Consider the following 17,757-nt stretch of genomic DNA (forward strand, 5'->3'; position numbering starts at 1 on the left):
AAAAACATAAAAGATCTGTATCCGCAGAACTATAAACAAATTATGCTCAAATCAAACACGTAGTCCATAGGACGGATACAAAGAGATAGATATCACTCTCGATGGATATTCAGAAGCTCACGATTTGAGACGGCCAATTAAAAATACAGCGAATTATTCATCGTATGATATAATAGTTAGAAATTTATGTGAGATCACTAACTTGGATATATTTGATAAAGAAAATATCAGACTGATAATCAGAACGAATATTGATAGAAAAAACCATCAAGAAGTTGTCCCACTTGTCGAGGATCTGATTGAAAAAGGATTAAGAGAAAAAATCCATAGTTTTTATTTGGCCCCGATTCATTCCTGGGGCAATGATGCTCAAAAAGATTCACTTGACAACGAAAGTTTCAGCAAGTTGGAAGTGGAGTTCATGGTGTATTTGCAGAACAACAAATTCAAGATAGGAGTATTGCCTAACTCAGCTAAAAAGCAAGTTTGTATGTCGCTTTCAAAGCGGGGAGAAGTATATGATGCTTTTGGGAATATATTTAATTGTACTGAAATACCATACGTTGATATCTACAAAAAAACAGATTATTTCATCGATTCACTCAAAGAAGATTCTGTGACTAAGGAAAGAAGTTTTAATGGGTGGATTGATGATATTGAAGCTGGAAAATTTCCATGCACAAATTGCAAAATACTTCCCATATGTGGTGGATCTTGCCCAAAAGCATGGTATGAAGGAAATCCTCCTTGTCCGAGTATAAAATATAACCTCAAAGAGAGGCTGTTAATATTTGCACAACAGACATTTAATAGACCATAATTTTAATACATGAAAATACTATTACCCATATTAGTTATCGTTTCTTTTTTTCCGTTATCTACTTTTAGCCAAACCGACAATTTCAGAAACGCGGGAAATGATACGCTGAAAAAAGTTCAACTTCAAGAGGTAGAGGTTACTTTAAAAAAGAAAGCTGTTGAGCGTCTGGCGGATAGAGTAATCTACGACTTTTCACAGCAATCTATTCTTAATTCTGGAAGTATGTTGGAAGGTCTTAAAAAAATACCTGGTCTAATAGCCTCTGAATCTGTTGACCTAATGTATCAAGGAAAGACGCTAGACGTTTACATGGATGGCAGGCCGTTAAGGATTAGTGGAAACAGTCTGATTTCCTTCTTGGAAGGACTTCCCGCTAATTCAGTGGATAGGATAGAAATCATTACAAATCCAGGAGCTGAATACGCAGCGACCTCTGGAAATGCCATAATAAACATTATATCTGCTACGAAGGCCTCCGATTACACCTCTATTACATACTCTGGCAATTATTCATTTTCCAACTACGATAAATTTAGGAATAAGACTAATAACGGGATTTTGCTGGCGTCTAAATTCGGAGCCGTAAATTGGAAAGTCAATGTTGGGCAAAGTTACAAACAGAGTATGCTGGACAATGAGATCGTGGATGTGGCAAATTTACGCTATGACAAAGCATTGAAATACAATTATATCAGGCCCAGTTTAACTTTCAATATTGGAAAGTCAAAGCTGGGGTTGGACTACGACTTTAGCCATAACACCTCCAACAATGATATATTTGATAACAGTACCAACGATAGAACCGAAAGTAAACTCAGTCGAAGTGATATAGCAGCTACATACCAGAAAATCTATGAAAACCAACAAAAAAAGTTTAATGCTAAAATAATATATTCAGCATTGAATAACAAATTTTGGCAAAAAGCTATCCATATGGAGAACGTTTCGAAGGAGGATGTGTATTCTTTTAGCGTGGATTATGGCACTCCATTTAAATTTTTGGATGGAGCAAAGGCTACTATTGGTGGAAGATATGATAGGGAGGACATGAGTGTCGATAATAATAATATTCAATCTCTTGAATTTTTAAGAAATACGCTTTCTGGTTATGCAGAAGTCCAAACAAAACTTAGAAAGACTGATTTTATTCTGGGGCTAAGGGGTGAAAATTACGATCACAAAGGCGAATTTGAAAACGATAAAATAATTTATAACGAATTCAAGGTTTTTCCCAATGCTGCTGTCCAATACAATATCATGAACTCAATTTTTTTGACGGCAAATTACAGCCGTAAGATAAAATTACCATCGATTAATAGCCTGAATCCAAATAACGTGATCTACAGGAATCCAAATTTAACCTATAATGGTAACCCCTATTTGCGTCCTACCTTTTTTGATAATATCGGCATTAAGTTCAGTGCATTCGATTATGCAACCTTATCATATGACGTGAGTTTTGCAAAGGATGATATAATGTTTTTAGTGGAAAATACCGACGGAAATGTCAGCTATTTATATCAAAATGTACCAGATCTAAGAGTCAATACATTTAGCGTAGGTTTGCCACTTCCGTTACTGCTCTTTACCAAAGGCTTTGACGAGCTTATGAAATTCAATTTCGATATCAATAAAATTGATATATTATATTTTTACTTGGATTATCAAAAATATAACAGTGCAATGATTGGAGATCAAAAAGGAATCTGGTCGTTTTTCGTGTCCGGGCAGTTTATTTTGCCGAGCGATATTAACACTCAGCTAATATACAAAATTACAACTCCGGGGAACTACAGATACTATATGATCGATAAACCTTTTCAGCACACTTTTGACTTCAACATTTCAAAGAAGTTTTTAAAAGACAATTTAACACTATCATTATTTGCGAATGACATCTTTAATACAAACCGTACGATAGCAAGAACCTTACCGCTGGCAAATGGCGTTTCCACAATGCAAAAACTTGACACTCGTTCGTTTGGAATTTCGCTGACTTTTAAGATAAAAAATGCAGTAAAAGGAGGGAAGAGTCCAAGTAACGTACTAGATGAAAAAGATACTGGAGGAAATGATATCATAACTCCTTAATGTATGAATTGGAGTAGGTTAACTGTCTATATAGATCAGGTAATGCGTATCAATGAAACATGGAAGTTCCGGTCCGCAAAACCGGATGGCGACTACGTGGGCTTACTTGGAAATAAGAAACTGTTCATCCTGTCAAGCAGGGGCGACACCGGTTATGGAGAAAACGAAAAGAATGAACATATGAACTTCCAGACAACCTATCTGCGGTTTATTTTCGGTATCATGGGCGTAAAGGATGTGACAACCAACGATGAGAACGAATATTGTTTGTGATCGTCATATTTGGTACACAACTTTTGTGGTTCACCTTTTCAGGATGAACTCCACCCGAGATATGCTACGTTTTTGCTGAACATTAGTTGAAAAAGCAACGACACCTTAATAAGTTTGAGAACTGCTATTGCCAATCAACATTTGGAGGGTGTCGAAATCGAAAGAGTAAGGAACGTATTCATCAATCGAAAACAAACAATACATGCAAAAAATAATAATAACAATAACTTTCATCTTTATACAGGCCACCACCTTCTCACAAGAAAAGATCGTAAAAACCTATTCTGTTGAAAAACTGCAGCAGGACTTTGACTTAATGATCAATGCTTTAAAAGAAGCTCATCCTGGACTGTACTGGTATAATACAATCCCTCAATTTGACAGTGTTGTTTTGCACGAAAGGGAACAACTGAAACACAACATGGACTCTTACGCTTTTTTCCGTATCGCATCAAAGATAGTCGCTGCGACAAAGGAAGGACATTGCCGTATTGGTTCACCAAAAGACGTTGGTAAGTATTTCAGCCAAAAAGCGTTGATTCCACCAATATTGGTAAAAATGTTGAATGGGAAACTGTACCTTATCAATAATGTTGAAAATCGCCAGACCAATGGGCAGATACTTAATAAAATCAATGATGAACCGATAGACAGTATTATCAACACCATTTTTTCATACAGTCCGAAATTTGCAGATGGCCATATAAAGACAGGGAAAATCAGATACAGTATAGATTATGCAGGCTTGGCGTATAATTATACGGACTACTTTGAAAACAAACCATTTTACACACTGGAATTGCTCAATCCCCAAACCAACCAAACCACAACTATAGAGGTGAATGCGGTTTCGCTGCGAAACTTTAAGGATATAGAGAATCAAATAGCTTATCCAAGATTTGAGAGCCCTATCGAGTTATATATCGACCATCAAAAAAGTATCGCTCAATTATCCTTACACTCATTCAGACACACATATCATGACAAAAAGGGCGATGAGACAATTGCCTTCGAAGTCTTTTCCTCAAAAATTGATAGTGCCTTTGCGGTCATTAAAGAAGCCAATATCCAGAACCTGATTATTGATGTCCGAAATAATGGCGGAGGGACAGAGGGCTATGAGGATTATGTGTTTTCGCATTTAACGGGCCAACCCTATGTAAAATATAAGTATGTACAAGTAAACTCTTTATCCTTTTCTTTTTTAAATCATACTCAGTACAATACACCCCAAAAACGAGACGCTTTCGAGAGACTCATGAAGGATGAGTTTCATCAGGCGAATGATGGTAGATACCTGCGCAAAGACAATTTTATGCAAGTAGCACCTCCGAAACAGAATCCATTCAAAGGCAAAATATACGTTTTAATATCCGGCAGAACCTATTCCGGAGGTTCCGAATTCGCCGGATTATTAAAGGCGAAGACGGATGCTGTTTTTGTTGGCGAAGAAACCGCAGGCGGATTTTACGGTCAAACCAGCGGGTTTGGGCTCAACTTAACTTTACCCCATACAGAGATCAGGATAAGTATCCCTTTATTAAAATTTGTAACAGCTTTCGAGAGTGATGATATACCTTTTGGCAGGGGTGTAATACCTGATTATGAAATACAACCGACTTACAAAGAATTTGTTCACCGAGTTGATAGTGAACTGAACCTTGTGTTAGATTTAATAGCCAATAAAAAAGAACGATAGCTGTATACTTTATAGCACTTTCAAGATCAGTTATAAAATTGGGATTAAAGGTATATCTGCTTTTCGGCCAGTATGTACAGAAAACGCTACCATCCAGCATACTCGTTCCTTTGGCCATAGCGAGAATTGAGGATATATACAGCATGCTTGTAAAGGATCTTCCGGTAGAGCGCAATATCAGGCAACGACGCGGCGGTATTTCAGGTACAAATTATAAAATTATAGACCATTGGATAACGAACACCAGATAAGGGAAGCGCTCGATGATATGTGCAGTTTGATTAACGACAAAGAGGATATATTTGAAAAATCCCTGTTGGCACTGTGCTGTTGTCCTACATCCAAGCATTCAATGATGGCAACAAACGGACTGCACGGATCATCAGCAATGCCATTCTGATCGCCAATCAGTACAGTCCGATCTCCTTTAGGACGATAGATTCCGTTGAATACAAAAAGGCGATGCTGATCTTTTACGAGCAGAACAACATCAGTGTTTTCAAGGAAATATTTATAGAGCAGTTCCGGTTCGCGGTTAAAACCTATTTTTGATGCTGTAATACTAAATGACCTGGTCTTTCTCATCAAAGATCGAATGCAATCTTAGATCGGTAAGGTCTACAATGAGTTGGGGACTGAATTGATGTCATACAAAAAAATGCTTAGGAGATTGAAGCAGGTCGAAATATTAAGGGGCGTTTAACCTACATAAGGTGATCACTAGCATTTAAAATAGCACCACAATCCTCTGCAAAGTTCGACTTTCGGCAATCCGACTCTACTTAAGGAGACACCATATATTGGTTTTCTCCTTTTTTATGCCAATAAAAATCTGTGAGCCAAACTGGAATTACAACAAACGGTTCCGCAATGCCCGCAGGTCAGCCATAGACCAATTACCGGACCTTCTGTTTCCAGAAGTGTCATTTCAAGGGTAAAGAATCAGTTTTTACGCCATTGGTTATGACGAAATTCATGTGGGGAAACACTTGTACGTTGCTTAAAAAGCTTGTTGAATGATTGTGGGTGCTCAAATCCCAAACGGTAAGCAATTTCTGCCGTTGTTAATGTCGTCTGGTTTAGCAAGCTTTTTGCTTTTTCAATCAATATTAAGTGGATGTGTTGCTGAGTCGTTTTACCTGTAAGCGCCTTGAGCATATCGGAAAGATAACGTTGTGATACACCCAGTTGTGTCGCAATATCTTGCGGAGATGGCAGTCCGGTAAGGGCGGTATCTGCCCTATCAAAATATTCGTTTAACCAGGAAGTCATACGAGATATCAATTCATGATGCTGGCTTTTTCGGGTTAAAAACTGGCGGTTGTAAAAGCGGTTGCTGTGGTTCAATAATAACGCTAACTGTGAGACAAGCACATCCTCGCTAAACGGATCAATATTACACGCCAATTCAATGGAAACTGATTGCAAAATGGTTTCTATGATTTGCTTTTCTTTCGCCGCCAGAAACAAAGCTTCTGATACAGTATAGTCGAAAAAGCCGTACCGTTGGATGTCCCTTCCCAATGAGTGGCTGGTTAACAATTCAGGATGAAAGTACAAGGCGTAACCCTGATGATCCGCTGCATCTGCTGTCATTTGTACCGTTTGACCGGGTCCCAAAAAGGCCATGCCGCCTTCTTTAAAATCATAAGTTCCCGCCCCATACTTAAGGCTACCGTTGAAATCCTTTTTAAATGTGATTTTGTAAAAGTCCAGTATAAACCAACTCCCTGCATCACGCAAATTGATCTGTTCTTCATCATAATTGACCAAAGCGATTAAAGGGTGCGCAGGCGGCATGAGACCAAGGCGCCGCATCAGATCACTTATGTTACTGAATTTTAACGTATTCATTGTTATCTCGTTTATCGTATGGTACTACATCCCTTTAACCCTGAACAGCTGGACGGATCACAATGTCGCCCACATCGACATTGTCCGGTTGTTCTATGGCATACGCAATGGCCTGCGCAACCGCCGCTGCGGGTATCGCTATTTCATCGGCATTCCTCTGAATAACATCCCTTATCGATTCGTTTTTAATATTACTGACAAATTCGGTTGCAACATAACCTGGCGAGATACCGGTCACCCTCCAGCGGCCTTCTGATTCCTGACGCGACGCTTCGCTGATGGTACGAATTGCATTTTTGGTCCCTGCATAGACGCCCATGGTGGGTGTTATACTAATGCCTGCAGTTGAAATCACATTGATGAGGTGCCCTGAACCCTGAGCTATGAAAATGGGTAACGCTGCTGCAATGCCGTATAATGTTCCTTTTAGGTTTACGTCGATCATTTGTTCCCAGCCTTCTACATCAAGTTCTTCCATTTTATACAGTTGGCTGATCCCTGCATTATTAATAAGGACATCAAGTCCGCCGAATTTCTCGACAGCCAATGCTGCGAGCTTGTCAAGATCTTTCCGGAGAGTCACGTCGACTTTCAGAAAAGCGGCCTCTCCACCGTTCTGATTTATAGTCTCAACGATCGATTCTAACCGGTCTGTTCGACGGGCTCCTAAAACGACTTTCGCGCCCTGCGACGATAATAATTCAGCTGTTGCTTTACCAATGCCACTACTGGCACCTGTTATTGCGATAATTTTACCTTTGATTCCGCTTTTCATTTTATGTATGTTTTGCTGTTAGCAAAGGTTCATAAATGGAGCAAACTTACTGTAGCCGATTTGGCAGGTCATGGCTCAAGCTGAAATGGGATGTTACATGTTAATGGACCTTCTGATCCGGCTTAATGATGATTGTGTAATACCTAGGTAGGAAGCCAGGTGGGAAAGTGGTATCCGGTTGGCAAGTTTTGGGAAACGGGTGAAAAAATTGAGGTATCGTTCGGTAGCATCCTCAGCCATCATCATACTGATCTTACCGACCTTTTCTGTAAGTGCTTTAGCAATGATCTTATTTATGATCTCGTCCCAAACGGCTATCGTCAATGATAAATCTTTCATAGCGTCCCGGGACAACGTGATATAAGTACAATCCGTCACGGCTTGTATGTATTCTGGTGACGGCTTGTTTTGATGATAACTTTCCAGATCGACCACAAAGTGATCTTCATCGAGAAAATATTTTGTCACTTCATCTCCCTTATTATTATAGTAGCTCACCCTGAAAACCCCTTCCGACAAAAATGCGAATTGCTTTGGCGTCCGCCCCGCTTCCTGATAGAACTCATCCCTTTTTAACTGATGTTCCACACACTTACTCAAGACAAATGCGATCTGCTGTTCATTGAGATCGCCAAAAAGAAGGAGGTAATTAATAAGTGCGTTCATAAATGTAAGATGTAGTAATGCAAATATAATGCTTTTGATTGTTCATAATATTGATGCCTCAAGCAAACTAAAAGTTAATAAATAGCTGATTTGTCATTTCAGGCTTTCCTCATTGAAGCGGCCGTCGATATACAACAACATCCGGTCAACGCTTAAATGCTTCGCTAGGTTGGGGAACTTCTCCAGGTATTGGGATGCTGCAGCTTCCGGATCATCATCGACCGGGCGCAGGATCCGGCTGCGTTTTTCGGCAATAGCTTTTTGTGAGATCTTCCTTACCATGTTATCCCAATTGGATACGGTAGATGACAACTCTTCCATACCTCTTTTGTCAATTACCGATAGGGAACATTCGGTAATGGCCTGTAAATAGTCGGAATGGAGGGCCGGCAGGTGCGACGGGGCCGCGCCTGCGACAAAATCGCCTTCACCTATCAGGCCGCTGGTGATATTCTCCGCTTTGCGATTGTAATGATTGTACCTTAATATTCCTTTTGCGACAAAGGCAAGCTGTGAACAAATGTCGCCCGGTTCGGCGAAGTATTCCCCTTCCTGCAAATGGACGTCTTTTGTAATGTCACGGATGAGTTTCACCTGCTGTTCGGTCAGCCGATCGAACAATAGCAGATTATTTATAAGGGTTTCCATACTGATTTAAAATTCATTTTAATGCTGACCACGTTTTATAAAATATTGACGGGTTAACAGCACAAAATTGCAGTTAAACAACCTTTTAATATTTGTCATTTGGCAAAAAGCGATATCTATATCAGGGCCGTTATGCCCGATGTCATGGAAAGGCACCTCAATAAATATTTTCTAGAATACGCACTATTTGCCATTTGGCAAATGCTATCAGGATCGGGCTGCTGACATTTGTATCGTCATCAAGACGTAACAATAAATCACTTAAAATACTTTCAAATGAAAACAGCAATCAAAAAAACAGAAGTCCGCAGGAATCCGCATACCACCATTATTGCGACCATGCAAGCTCCTATTGAGCAGGCGTTCGATTACATCGCGCCGATTTACCTTCCACATATATTTCCCGGAACCGGGCCGATCGCCGGTATCGCAGGCACCAGCGTTGATGCTGGTTGGAACAAAGCGGGTCTGAGCAGGACGATCTATTTCACAGATGGCACGACCACCAAAGAGACCATGTTGCAATGGAATGCGCCAACACACTTTGCTTACAAGAACGAGGAATTTACCTCGCCAGCGCTTAAATACACGGCAATACGTGTCGAAGGCGAATGGTTCTTCACCAGGCTGGATGATAATACCACGAAGATCGAATGGACCTACAGGGCGATACCGAAGAACTTTCTCGCAAAGTTCTTCATCCGCTACGTGCTGATGCGCTTCATCACACGCATGCTGCAACAGGCGATGGACATTGCTAAACATGACCTTGAAACAGGTGATTTGGCTGGTGCGCAATTCCCGCCCGTCCCCGTATCAACGATCGAGTAGCCAGCGAGCAAATGAAAGATATGAGCGTGGTGCTTTAAATTTTACTCCGTGGTCGGATCCGTCATAATTATTTCACACAATCTTTAGGTCTTAATAACAAAGCAAAAATGAAAACAGTATTAATTACAGGAGCCAATAAAGGTATTGGTCTTGAAACAGCAAAGCAATTATTACAAGCAGGATATAAGGTATTTATAGGCAGTCGTGATCAGAATCGCGGACAACAGGCGATCAGCGAATTGGAAGCCGTAGGTCATGCGGATGTGGAAATCGTAACGATTGATGTTACGGATCCGTACTCCGTGAAGCAAGCCGCTCAGGAGTTATCGTCAAAAATTGCTCAGCTCGATGTGTTGATCAACAATGCGGGCATAGCCGGTGATTTTCCACAGGATGCAAGTAATGTGACACAGGAAAATATTCGCAATGTGTTTGAGACCAATTTTTTTGGTGTTATCCAGACCACTCAAGCTTTTCTTCCGTTGTTGAGAAAATCGGATGCACCTCGCATTGTCAATGTTTCCAGCGACCTCGGATCATTAGGCCGCCATAGCGATCCAAATTACGAGCATTATGATACCAAGCTGACAGCCTATTGCTCCAGCAAAACAGCGTTGAACGCTTACACGGTAATGCTGGCGTATGAACTCAGGGGTACAAATTTTAAGGTCAACAGTGTGAATCCCGGATATACCAAGACGGATTTTAATTTCCATCAGGGACACAAGTCCATACCTGAAGGCGCCGCCCCGATAGTGCAATATGCCACAATAGGGAACGATGGCCCTACTGGTAGCTTCCTGAGCGATGATGGCGTAACACCGTGGTAATGATCATAGGTAGCCGGCCCTGAGATTTAGCTATAGGAGAATAAAGCTTGCTGGAGCATAGGCTCTAAGCTCAAATTCGAATTTGCCAGATATAATTTTTATCGGCTCCCCGATTTTTTCTCCCCGCAAATCGACGGGTATTGCCTTTTGTGCTTTCAGCCCATTTGGTAATGTCGCGGTAATTTTTTCTGAAACCCCGGCTTGTTCCCATACTCGTAAAACTGTTCCGTCGCCGTTTGGGTTTTTCCCGAATGCAGTAACCATTATGCCCTTTCTAGATAACTGAATGCCGGCAGCAGATGCCGGCAAATCGCCACCAGTAGTATTTATTAAAGCCGCTAAAAGCGGAGAGCGGGATTCTTCAGAAGGGGTAATAATAGACTGTTCATTATTAAAACGATCTGTAAACCACAAATTAATCCGTGCAGACCATGAACCTTCGATCCATTCGGTAAAATTGGTGCCCCACAGATTATTATATAGATTGACGAAAACATTGGTTTTTTTTGGGATAAAATCCCCTGAATACTTCCATAATCCGGGTCTGTCGAGGCTGATTCCAGGTGCATCCGGTGTGGCAAGTCCGATTCCCTTTCCGTCCTTGTTAACTATAGACATACCTGAATTAAGGAAGAAATAATCAAAATTGCTTCCTTTAACAAAATCCCGGATGGGGTCTACTACGCCACCCAACCTTGCCAATTTAAATGTCGGATCGTTGACATGGAAGGGCAAACTTATCCAGCCCGCTTCTGGCCAAGGCTCAGCAGGCTTGCTATTGATATTCCAAAGGAGTTCGACAGTAGATGTATTTTTATATAAAGTTACTGTAATGCTATAATCGTGCGGCAGACTAGCGGACGCTGAAAACAGCATAGTAGCGGTTACGGAGGTCGCATTTTTTGAAAAAGCAATTTTTGCGTTGTTTCCTTTCTCTGTTACATGTGGTTCATCCGTTAAATTCGGTCTGGTTAATTGTCCCCCGCCCCCTCTTTTTATGATGCTTTTAACGTAGCTGTCGGCATCGTCCTTACTAAAGCGTTCGTACAAATATTGACCAAATCCATATTCACTTTTTTTATCAACCATTTCCCTGCCTGATTTCTTTTCTAAAATCGAGCTTATACTTCCCTTGATTGGATCAAATTGTATCTTTACATATTCGTTCTCTATGGTATTGGTTGATTCATTGATCAAAAATTCGTTTCCAGAATCTAATGGCACCTCATCGGTCAATATGTAGTTGCGATAACCTGAAGCTGGTATATCCTTCGCAACAAACTGAAGGATGTTTTTTTCATTCGAAACCGGTATGATTTCACCTGTTTCAACATCCTTAACTGCCGTGCCTGGATTGGATGAACTATGCCCTTTAATGGTCACCAATCCACTTCTTTTCCAGGGCAGCGAATTATAAACGAATATCCTTTTTCCTTCAACATTAACCTCTTGAGCCAATTCTCTTAATTGCCGGTTCAATGATGGCGTTACCATTTTATCAGCCGAAAACACGCGGTCTGCTTTTTCCTTCCATGACTTTTCAATGTCATCATACACGCCTTTTGCCCGTTGTATTTTAAATTCATCTCCGTAGCTCCATGTTCCATTTTTGCCATGACTCATAGCCATTCCAAATGTGTGCTCATCAAACAACAGATTGTTCGTATAGGCTTCTGTCAACAGATTTGAGATGTTATATCCTTTAGACGACCATATATTATATAAGGTATTGAGTGACTCCAATGCAAAAAGATCTTTGCTAACTCTACGTGAGTCTTTAACCTCTCTAGGCATAGACATAAAACCATAGATCCATGTATCTGGCATATCGCCACGAACGACAGGTAATTTGGGGTTTTCTTTAATAATAGCATCATAAAAATCAGACATTCGTCCAATTCTGACTTTTGCATTCGGTGCTTGTTTATGTACTTCTGCTAAGACTTTTTCAACAGTTTCAGGTGTTGGCGGTCCTGAGTTATCGCCATTTTGTACAATTGCCAGCCAGCTTTTATATGGCCAGTTTGGAGGAGGAAGCAATGATGTGCCGTAACCTTTTTCCGAATACATCGTCATCAATTTTGAACCGTCTGGTCCTTCCCACCAGAATAACGCCGGGACATCAGGAGATTTAAAAGCCCCGTTGCAACCGATTTGAAGGAACTTCACTCCGGCATGTGTTAAAAGTGTCGGTAACATCCAAGATTGACTGGGTATGTCCGACATTTTTGCATCATAAGGTAGAGGTAAACCATAGCGCCGTGAAATAGCAGACGAAATGTTCATACCGCGTACCAACATTTCAGGATCGCTGGACTCTGTCTGCATATTAAAAGGTAGGGCATGTGTTACAAAACGGCCTTTAACAAAAGCGTCCTGTACTTTAGAGCTGATTTGAGGTGAACTTTGATTGATCATTTGACCCATAGGCCAGCCGGGAACTGTCCAGACAAATTGTTTTTCAGGAGTGAGCTCTTTGCTTTCTTCAATAATATTGAAAGTGCTTTCCATCATAGAAGTACTATACTTTTCCACAACGGCTTGGGCAAAATCCGTATAACCGATGTCAAAATGTGTTTTAAATACGATAACAATTTCCCTGATAGAAGTATCTTTCTGTTTCTGAGCGAACAAGGTCGAGCTGGTAAAGAACAGCCAGCAAAGTAAAAAAGTCTGTTTCATCGTACTGTATATTGTATCTTATAAAGGGCAAGCAAATTGAGTAATTCAAAACAGGACAGGGAAATATTTCCCTATCCTGTTCATATTTATTGATATTTTCATATTGATCAATATCCGGGGTTCCGATACATTTTCTCGGGATCCAATTGATATTCGTCATAGGGCATCGGGAAACACTGGTCTTTGTGCCGACGTTGTTCAGGTTGGCCAGACCGTAATCGTTTTGGTTAATAAGCAACGATTTCCTCTAAATCTTTTTTGTAAATACATATCAATACTTTGTGCTTTAAGTTAGGTGGGTATATCCTTTATACCCTTTATGTATACACAAAGTTATGTTATAAGTGTTATTTCGATATTAATTTTATATTAATCTAAGGTTGTATGTGTCATCCTTATCAATATAGAGAAGTTTTGCTAAGTATTTATGTTTATACATATTGATATACAAGGATGGGGTAACTTTGATAGCTCTTACAATTTGAAAGTATTGATATATATCTGCTTAAACTAAAAGAAATACTGTTCATACTGAAAGCAGGAGATTTAGTGAGGTTCAATCGAAAAAATTCTTTGCATTTAAAATGGCTTCATTGTTGTCTAACAGGGTTGGTGTTCGGAAAGCCTCACTACGATGAATAGGGGCTAAAAGTATAAGTTTTTGTCATTTCGAGCGAAGTGAAGCAAAGTCGAAAATCTATCATGTTGACTATGAGATTCTCTGTGTCCCCGAAGTCTCGGGCTTCGCCAGATGGCGAAGCGGACTTTTTTAGACACCTCTTTGTATTTAAGCCGATAATTTTTGAAGCTCCTGTGGCGCTGTTAGGAAAGGCAAGTTTTGGCACTAATTATGGCCCGCTTTTATGCATTTCCTTTTTTATGTAACGCAGTTATATTGCATATCAAAGAGAATTTATCTAAGTTTGGCACAAAATTAATTAGATAAGCATCTAAATAGGTTTTGAGACGTCTTTGTACATATATTCTATTAGTCGCGTTGACGCTGCAATCATTTTATCGCAGTATCATGACTGTGGAATATCAGATACATTTACCCGAGTATCTTGCGAAATGTATCAATAAGGATCGGCCTGAGCTCCATTGTAATGGTCAGTGTGTGCTAATGAAGAAAATAAGGGAAAAAGAGAAAGAGGAAACAAAAAAGAATTTAGTGGTATATGAATACAGTTCCCTCTACGTGCATAACGGACGCACTGTTTATACTATGCAGCAGCCGAAAGAAGAAACCTGTCAAAACCATTTTTCACCTTATCTGATCGATTACCGATTTAACTACCATACGTCTATATTTCGTCCTCCAATCAGCTAAACCCCTATCAGCGCGTAACTCAACGTGGGCTTGACACTGCTTATTATTTGGACCCAATTTCCTTCTTTTAGAACCGACTCGGAAAAGAACGTCCTTGCATGAAGAGGCTATGATAAGCGCGCGGCCGCGGGTTTCCAATCATTTTCACAAAAATATTCGTCAACAGCGATGAATTTCGGCGTGATTAAATAGTCATTTGACCTAGTGTCTAATGATTATTTATTCACAGATTTTAAATGGCGCTTTTGTGGTCATGAACCCTTCAGGGTTTAATCGTCACAGAGCCCGACCTACGATAGGCAGGGCGCTAGCCAATGCAGAACAAAGATAAACAGATGAACAGAATACTATTTTTCCTTACCACGGTATGCTTTACGGTAATGTCCTGTACCAAAGAAAAAACGGATTACGAAGCGGAAATAGGTGCGGTGGTTACCGAACACGAGGAGTTCAAGGAAGCTGTGAGCATTCAGCATGACGGCTATGACATCCGTGTTGAGGTCTTGAACGGCACTTTCTATAAAGGATACAACGAAATCCGATTAAAGATTACGAACAGCCAGACCACGGAACAAGCTGATGTTTCTGCTGTAACGTTTCTCCCTATCAGGACGGATACGGATGGAAGTACAGGCTCGTGTCCGCATCAATACGATTTGGGAGACCGATCGAACGGCGATTATTTTTCCGGCTATTCCGTCTTTACCAGTGAAAGCAATGGAGATGAAAGTTGGGAATTATATATCGGCTTTACCATTGGTGGTCAAACCCATACGGTGAAGCAACATATCGCCGTTCAGGAGCAGCCCAACAAAAACTTGAATATGACGGCGTTTACGGGGAAAGACGATAAACAATATGTCATCGCTTTGATATCGCCGCAAAAGCCAAAAGTTGGTGAAAACGACTTGGTTGCCGGAATTTACAGATTCAATAAACCCCTCAATCCCTCATCCGGCAGTTTTCCAGACCCTTCCCAGTTTTTATACGAGGAGGTGCGCGGTTATACCTTGCAGTTAGATCCCCGGATGCCCGAGCCTTCCATGGGGAATCATTCTTCGCCCAATAACAAGGATTTAACGCAGCAAGGAGATGGTTTGTATCACGGGCTTGTTAATTACACCATGACGGGAAACTGGACATTGAATCTCATCATGCTGAACCAAGACGGAAGAATCCTCAAAGGAACCGAAGTGCCGACTGATTTTACACCGGGCGTTGAAGGAGCGAAAAGTGAACTGTATATTGATATTCTATTCTAAGATGATGAAGAAGCTAAGTATTACCTTTTTCGTTCTTTTTCTTGGAATGAATGCTAAGGCGCAGACCGAGCCGGCCCAAAGCGACAGTACCAAGGTCCTTGAAGAGGTAGAAGTCACGGCTATTGCCAAGCGGAAAATTGAGACGGAGCTGAAAATGTCAGTTTCTGTGGACGAATTTTTAGCGTCTTCCGACAATATCAGTTTCATTAAACGTGGCGCCTATGCGTGGGAACCTTTGCTCAATAACATGAGTACGGAGCGCTCGACCGTTACCATCGATGGTATGCACATTTTTGGTGCTTGTACAGATAAAATGGATCCCGTCACTTCGTATGTTGAAAGCAACAACCTTTCTACCATCGATATCACCTCTGGTCAGGAAGGAAGTTTGCACGGGGCTACCGTTGCGGGAAGCATTGATCTGAAAAGGAAAAGTACGCCATTTGGCCTAGCAAGGAAATGGAGTGGTGCTTACCAAACGGGGTTTGAGTTTAATAACAAACAGTTTTTCAACCTCGGGAACCTCTCTTATTCAAGCGATAAGTTTGTGGCAGATGGAAGCATCGCTTTTCGAAAAGCCGGTAATTATTACGATGGAAATAACGATGAAGTTCTCCATTCGCAATATAATAAATTCAACAGCTCATTGGGGCTTGCGTATAAAACAAGTTCCTTGTCTTCGGTAAGGGTAGATGCCATCTTCGATATGGCAAAAGATGTAGGTTTCCCTGCACTTCCAATGGATTTATGGCTTTCCCGGGCGATTATTACATCAGCCGCTTACAAGAAGTTATTTGAAGAAGGGCTGGTGAGGGCTTGGGATACGAAGCTTTATTTCAATGCAATCGAACATTATATGGATGATACTAAGCGTCCTGAAAATCTGGTTCACATGGATATGCCGGGTTGGAGCACCACCTATGGACTGGTGTCTCGAGCCAATTTGAAAAGGGGCGAGTACAGCGGTGATATCCAGTTGAATGTGTACGAGAATCTATCTATTGCTGAAATGACCATGTATCCGCAGGACCGGAGTAATAGGACGATGTTTGCGTATAGCTGGCCATGGGTTACAACGCGTTTTGCAGGACTTTCGATGAATAATTCATGGGATATTTCGGAAGCAAGCCGGTTGAACCTGGGAGGATCCTTAGGCTGGAATTACAATCGGTCCAAATATGTAGAGTTCAACTGGATTTTTCATCCCGGCACGCCACAGGAAAAAAACAGAATCTTGCCGGGTTTGCATGCTAGTTATCAGCTTAATATCAAGCAATTCGATTTTTCCGTGGGTGCAGGCTATGGGCATAGAGCACCCTCTGTTTCGGAAGGCTATGGGTATTATATCTATAACAGTTTTGACCGCTACGATTACATTGGAAATCCCGATTTGAAAAACGAGATTTCTTATGAAGCCAATGCGAGTGCCGGGTTCAGAAACGAAAGAATGGGCATTGAAGCAACAGCAAACTATTTCCACATTCAGCATTATATCGTAGGAAGGATTTTAAGTTTGGGAAGTCCGATGAATTATCAATCGGTTGATGTGAAAGGCTACACTTCATTGAACTACGCTACACTTTTTAATATGGCGCTGAATGCAAACTATGATATTTTGCCACACTTACATTGGAAAGGAACGCTTAGGTATGCTCGAGCAACGGACGACAAAGGGGGGAATCTGCCGTTCATTCGTCCGCTGAGCTATCAGACGTCCCTTCATTTTATGCATAGGGAATTTGGTGTTCAAACGTCGCTGAATGGCGATTTCGCACATGACGACTATAGTCCCGAATATGGCGAAGACCTAACGCCGGCGTATAGCATTTGGAATATCTCTGCCGATTATACAATCAGCTTCAAAAATTTTAAAACGGTCTTGCAGGTTGGCGCGGAAAACCTTTTCAACAAGTATTACAGCACTTATGCTGATTGGGGCAACATCCCAAGAATGGGGCGTAATATTTTCACTTCTATGAAATTCAGTTTTTAGAAA

Annotated in this window: 15 protein-coding genes; 9 read left to right on the forward strand and 6 right to left on the reverse strand. The window is 40.9% G+C overall.

Annotated elements, in window-relative coordinates; translation table 11 throughout:
- Positions 1–202: 202 nt before the first annotated feature.
- The 4 genes from EPX21_RS02000 (at position 203) to EPX21_RS02015 (ending at position 4,883) form a co-directional block, all read left to right on the forward strand.
- Entirely contained in the window at positions 203–820 is a 618-nt protein-coding gene (locus EPX21_RS02000; RefSeq protein WP_134088016.1) for an SPASM domain-containing protein, read from the forward strand.
- A 9-nt stretch (positions 821–829) separates the two neighbouring features.
- Entirely contained in the window at positions 830–2,911 is a 2,082-nt protein-coding gene (locus tag EPX21_RS02005) for an outer membrane beta-barrel family protein (protein ID WP_134088017.1), read from the forward strand.
- A 3-nt stretch (positions 2,912–2,914) separates the two neighbouring features.
- Entirely contained in the window at positions 2,915–3,184 is a 270-nt protein-coding gene (locus EPX21_RS02010; RefSeq protein ID WP_206105976.1) for an NAD(P)H-dependent oxidoreductase, read from the forward strand.
- A 202-nt stretch (positions 3,185–3,386) separates the two neighbouring features.
- On the forward strand, positions 3,387–4,883 hold the full coding sequence (locus tag EPX21_RS02015; protein ID WP_134088018.1) for a S41 family peptidase: 1,497 nt from the start codon (positions 3,387–3,389) through the stop codon (positions 4,881–4,883).
- Positions 4,884–5,102: 219 nt separating this feature from the next.
- Here EPX21_RS02015 and EPX21_RS23010 read toward each other — a convergent pair whose 3' ends face one another.
- The 5 genes from EPX21_RS23010 to EPX21_RS02040 all read right to left on the reverse strand — a co-directional run bounded on the left by EPX21_RS23010 (position 5,103) and on the right by EPX21_RS02040 (position 8,826).
- Positions 5,103–5,468: a hypothetical protein gene (locus EPX21_RS23010; RefSeq protein ID WP_240768475.1), complete on the reverse strand. Its 366-nt coding sequence runs from the start codon at positions 5,466–5,468 to the stop codon at positions 5,103–5,105.
- Between the two features lie 357 nt (positions 5,469–5,825).
- On the reverse strand, positions 5,826–6,737 hold the full coding sequence (locus tag EPX21_RS02025; protein WP_206105979.1) for an AraC family transcriptional regulator: 912 nt from the start codon (positions 6,735–6,737) through the stop codon (positions 5,826–5,828).
- 34 nt (positions 6,738–6,771) lie between these two features.
- Complete coding sequence (locus EPX21_RS02030) at positions 6,772–7,512, reverse strand: SDR family oxidoreductase (protein ID WP_134088019.1); 741 nt, start codon at positions 7,510–7,512, stop codon at positions 6,772–6,774.
- A 93-nt stretch (positions 7,513–7,605) separates the two neighbouring features.
- Positions 7,606–8,178, reverse strand: a complete 573-nt coding sequence (locus EPX21_RS02035) for a Crp/Fnr family transcriptional regulator (RefSeq protein WP_134088020.1) — start codon at positions 8,176–8,178, stop codon at positions 7,606–7,608.
- A 93-nt stretch (positions 8,179–8,271) separates the two neighbouring features.
- Positions 8,272–8,826 (reverse strand): Crp/Fnr family transcriptional regulator, encoded by a 555-nt coding sequence (locus EPX21_RS02040; protein WP_134088021.1) that lies wholly within the window; start codon positions 8,824–8,826, stop codon positions 8,272–8,274.
- A gap of 276 nt (positions 8,827–9,102) precedes the next feature.
- On the opposite strand from EPX21_RS02040, the gene EPX21_RS02045 reads away from it, so the two are divergent.
- Together EPX21_RS02045 and EPX21_RS02050 are read left to right on the forward strand one after the other, a co-directional pair.
- On the forward strand, positions 9,103–9,657 hold the full coding sequence (locus EPX21_RS02045) for an SRPBCC family protein (RefSeq protein WP_134088022.1): 555 nt from the start codon (positions 9,103–9,105) through the stop codon (positions 9,655–9,657).
- 107 nt (positions 9,658–9,764) lie between these two features.
- Entirely contained in the window at positions 9,765–10,487 is a 723-nt protein-coding gene (locus tag EPX21_RS02050) for an SDR family oxidoreductase (RefSeq protein ID WP_134088023.1), read from the forward strand.
- Between the two features lie 30 nt (positions 10,488–10,517).
- On the opposite strand, the gene EPX21_RS02055 is transcribed toward EPX21_RS02050, so the two are convergent.
- A complete protein-coding gene (locus EPX21_RS02055) occupies positions 10,518–13,001 on the reverse strand; it encodes a glycoside hydrolase family 38 C-terminal domain-containing protein (RefSeq protein WP_166670660.1) in 2,484 nt (827 codons plus the stop codon).
- Between the two features lie 1,291 nt (positions 13,002–14,292).
- Here EPX21_RS02055 and EPX21_RS02060 point away from each other — a divergent pair.
- The 3 genes from EPX21_RS02060 (at position 14,293) to EPX21_RS02070 (ending at position 17,754) form a co-directional block, all read left to right on the forward strand.
- The gene (locus EPX21_RS02060; RefSeq protein WP_134088025.1) at positions 14,293–14,499 is read left to right on the forward strand and encodes a hypothetical protein; all 207 of its coding nucleotides are present in this window, start codon (positions 14,293–14,295) and stop codon (positions 14,497–14,499) included.
- Positions 14,500–14,834: 335 nt separating this feature from the next.
- Entirely contained in the window at positions 14,835–15,761 is a 927-nt protein-coding gene (locus tag EPX21_RS02065) for a hypothetical protein (RefSeq protein ID WP_134088026.1), read from the forward strand.
- Position 15,762: 1 nt separating this feature from the next.
- Positions 15,763–17,754, forward strand: a complete 1,992-nt coding sequence (locus tag EPX21_RS02070; protein WP_240768478.1) for a TonB-dependent receptor — start codon at positions 15,763–15,765, stop codon at positions 17,752–17,754.
- The last annotated feature ends 3 nt before the right edge of the window (positions 17,755–17,757 follow it).

Origin of the sequence: Olivibacter sp. XZL3, from assembly GCF_004368405.1 — a bacterium.
GTDB lineage: Bacteria > Bacteroidota > Bacteroidia > Sphingobacteriales > Sphingobacteriaceae > Olivibacter.

Coding starts and splice junctions, on each gene's coding strand:
- EPX21_RS02010 (WP_206105976.1), top strand. CDS start 2,915: ATGAATTGGAGTAGGTTAACTGTCTATATAGATCAGGTAATGCGTATC.
- EPX21_RS02070 (WP_240768478.1), top strand. CDS start 15,763: ATGATGAAGAAGCTAAGTATTACCTTTTTCGTTCTTTTTCTTGGAATG.
- EPX21_RS02050 (WP_134088023.1), top strand. CDS start 9,765: ATGAAAACAGTATTAATTACAGGAGCCAATAAAGGTATTGGTCTTGAA.
- EPX21_RS02035 (WP_134088020.1), bottom strand. CDS start 8,178: ATGAACGCACTTATTAATTACCTCCTTCTTTTTGGCGATCTCAATGAA.
- EPX21_RS02060 (WP_134088025.1), top strand. CDS start 14,293: ATGAAGAAAATAAGGGAAAAAGAGAAAGAGGAAACAAAAAAGAATTTA.
- EPX21_RS02065 (WP_134088026.1), top strand. CDS start 14,835: ATGAACAGAATACTATTTTTCCTTACCACGGTATGCTTTACGGTAATG.
- EPX21_RS02015 (WP_134088018.1), top strand. CDS start 3,387: ATGCAAAAAATAATAATAACAATAACTTTCATCTTTATACAGGCCACC.
- EPX21_RS02040 (WP_134088021.1), bottom strand. CDS start 8,826: ATGGAAACCCTTATAAATAATCTGCTATTGTTCGATCGGCTGACCGAA.
- EPX21_RS02055 (WP_166670660.1), bottom strand. CDS start 13,001: ATGATGGAAAGCACTTTCAATATTATTGAAGAAAGCAAAGAGCTCACT.
- EPX21_RS02045 (WP_134088022.1), top strand. CDS start 9,103: ATGAAAACAGCAATCAAAAAAACAGAAGTCCGCAGGAATCCGCATACC.
- EPX21_RS23010 (WP_240768475.1), bottom strand. CDS start 5,468: ATGAGAAAGACCAGGTCATTTAGTATTACAGCATCAAAAATAGGTTTT.
- EPX21_RS02030 (WP_134088019.1), bottom strand. CDS start 7,512: ATGAAAAGCGGAATCAAAGGTAAAATTATCGCAATAACAGGTGCCAGT.
- EPX21_RS02025 (WP_206105979.1), bottom strand. CDS start 6,737: ATGAATACGTTAAAATTCAGTAACATAAGTGATCTGATGCGGCGCCTT.
- EPX21_RS02005 (WP_134088017.1), top strand. CDS start 830: ATGAAAATACTATTACCCATATTAGTTATCGTTTCTTTTTTTCCGTTA.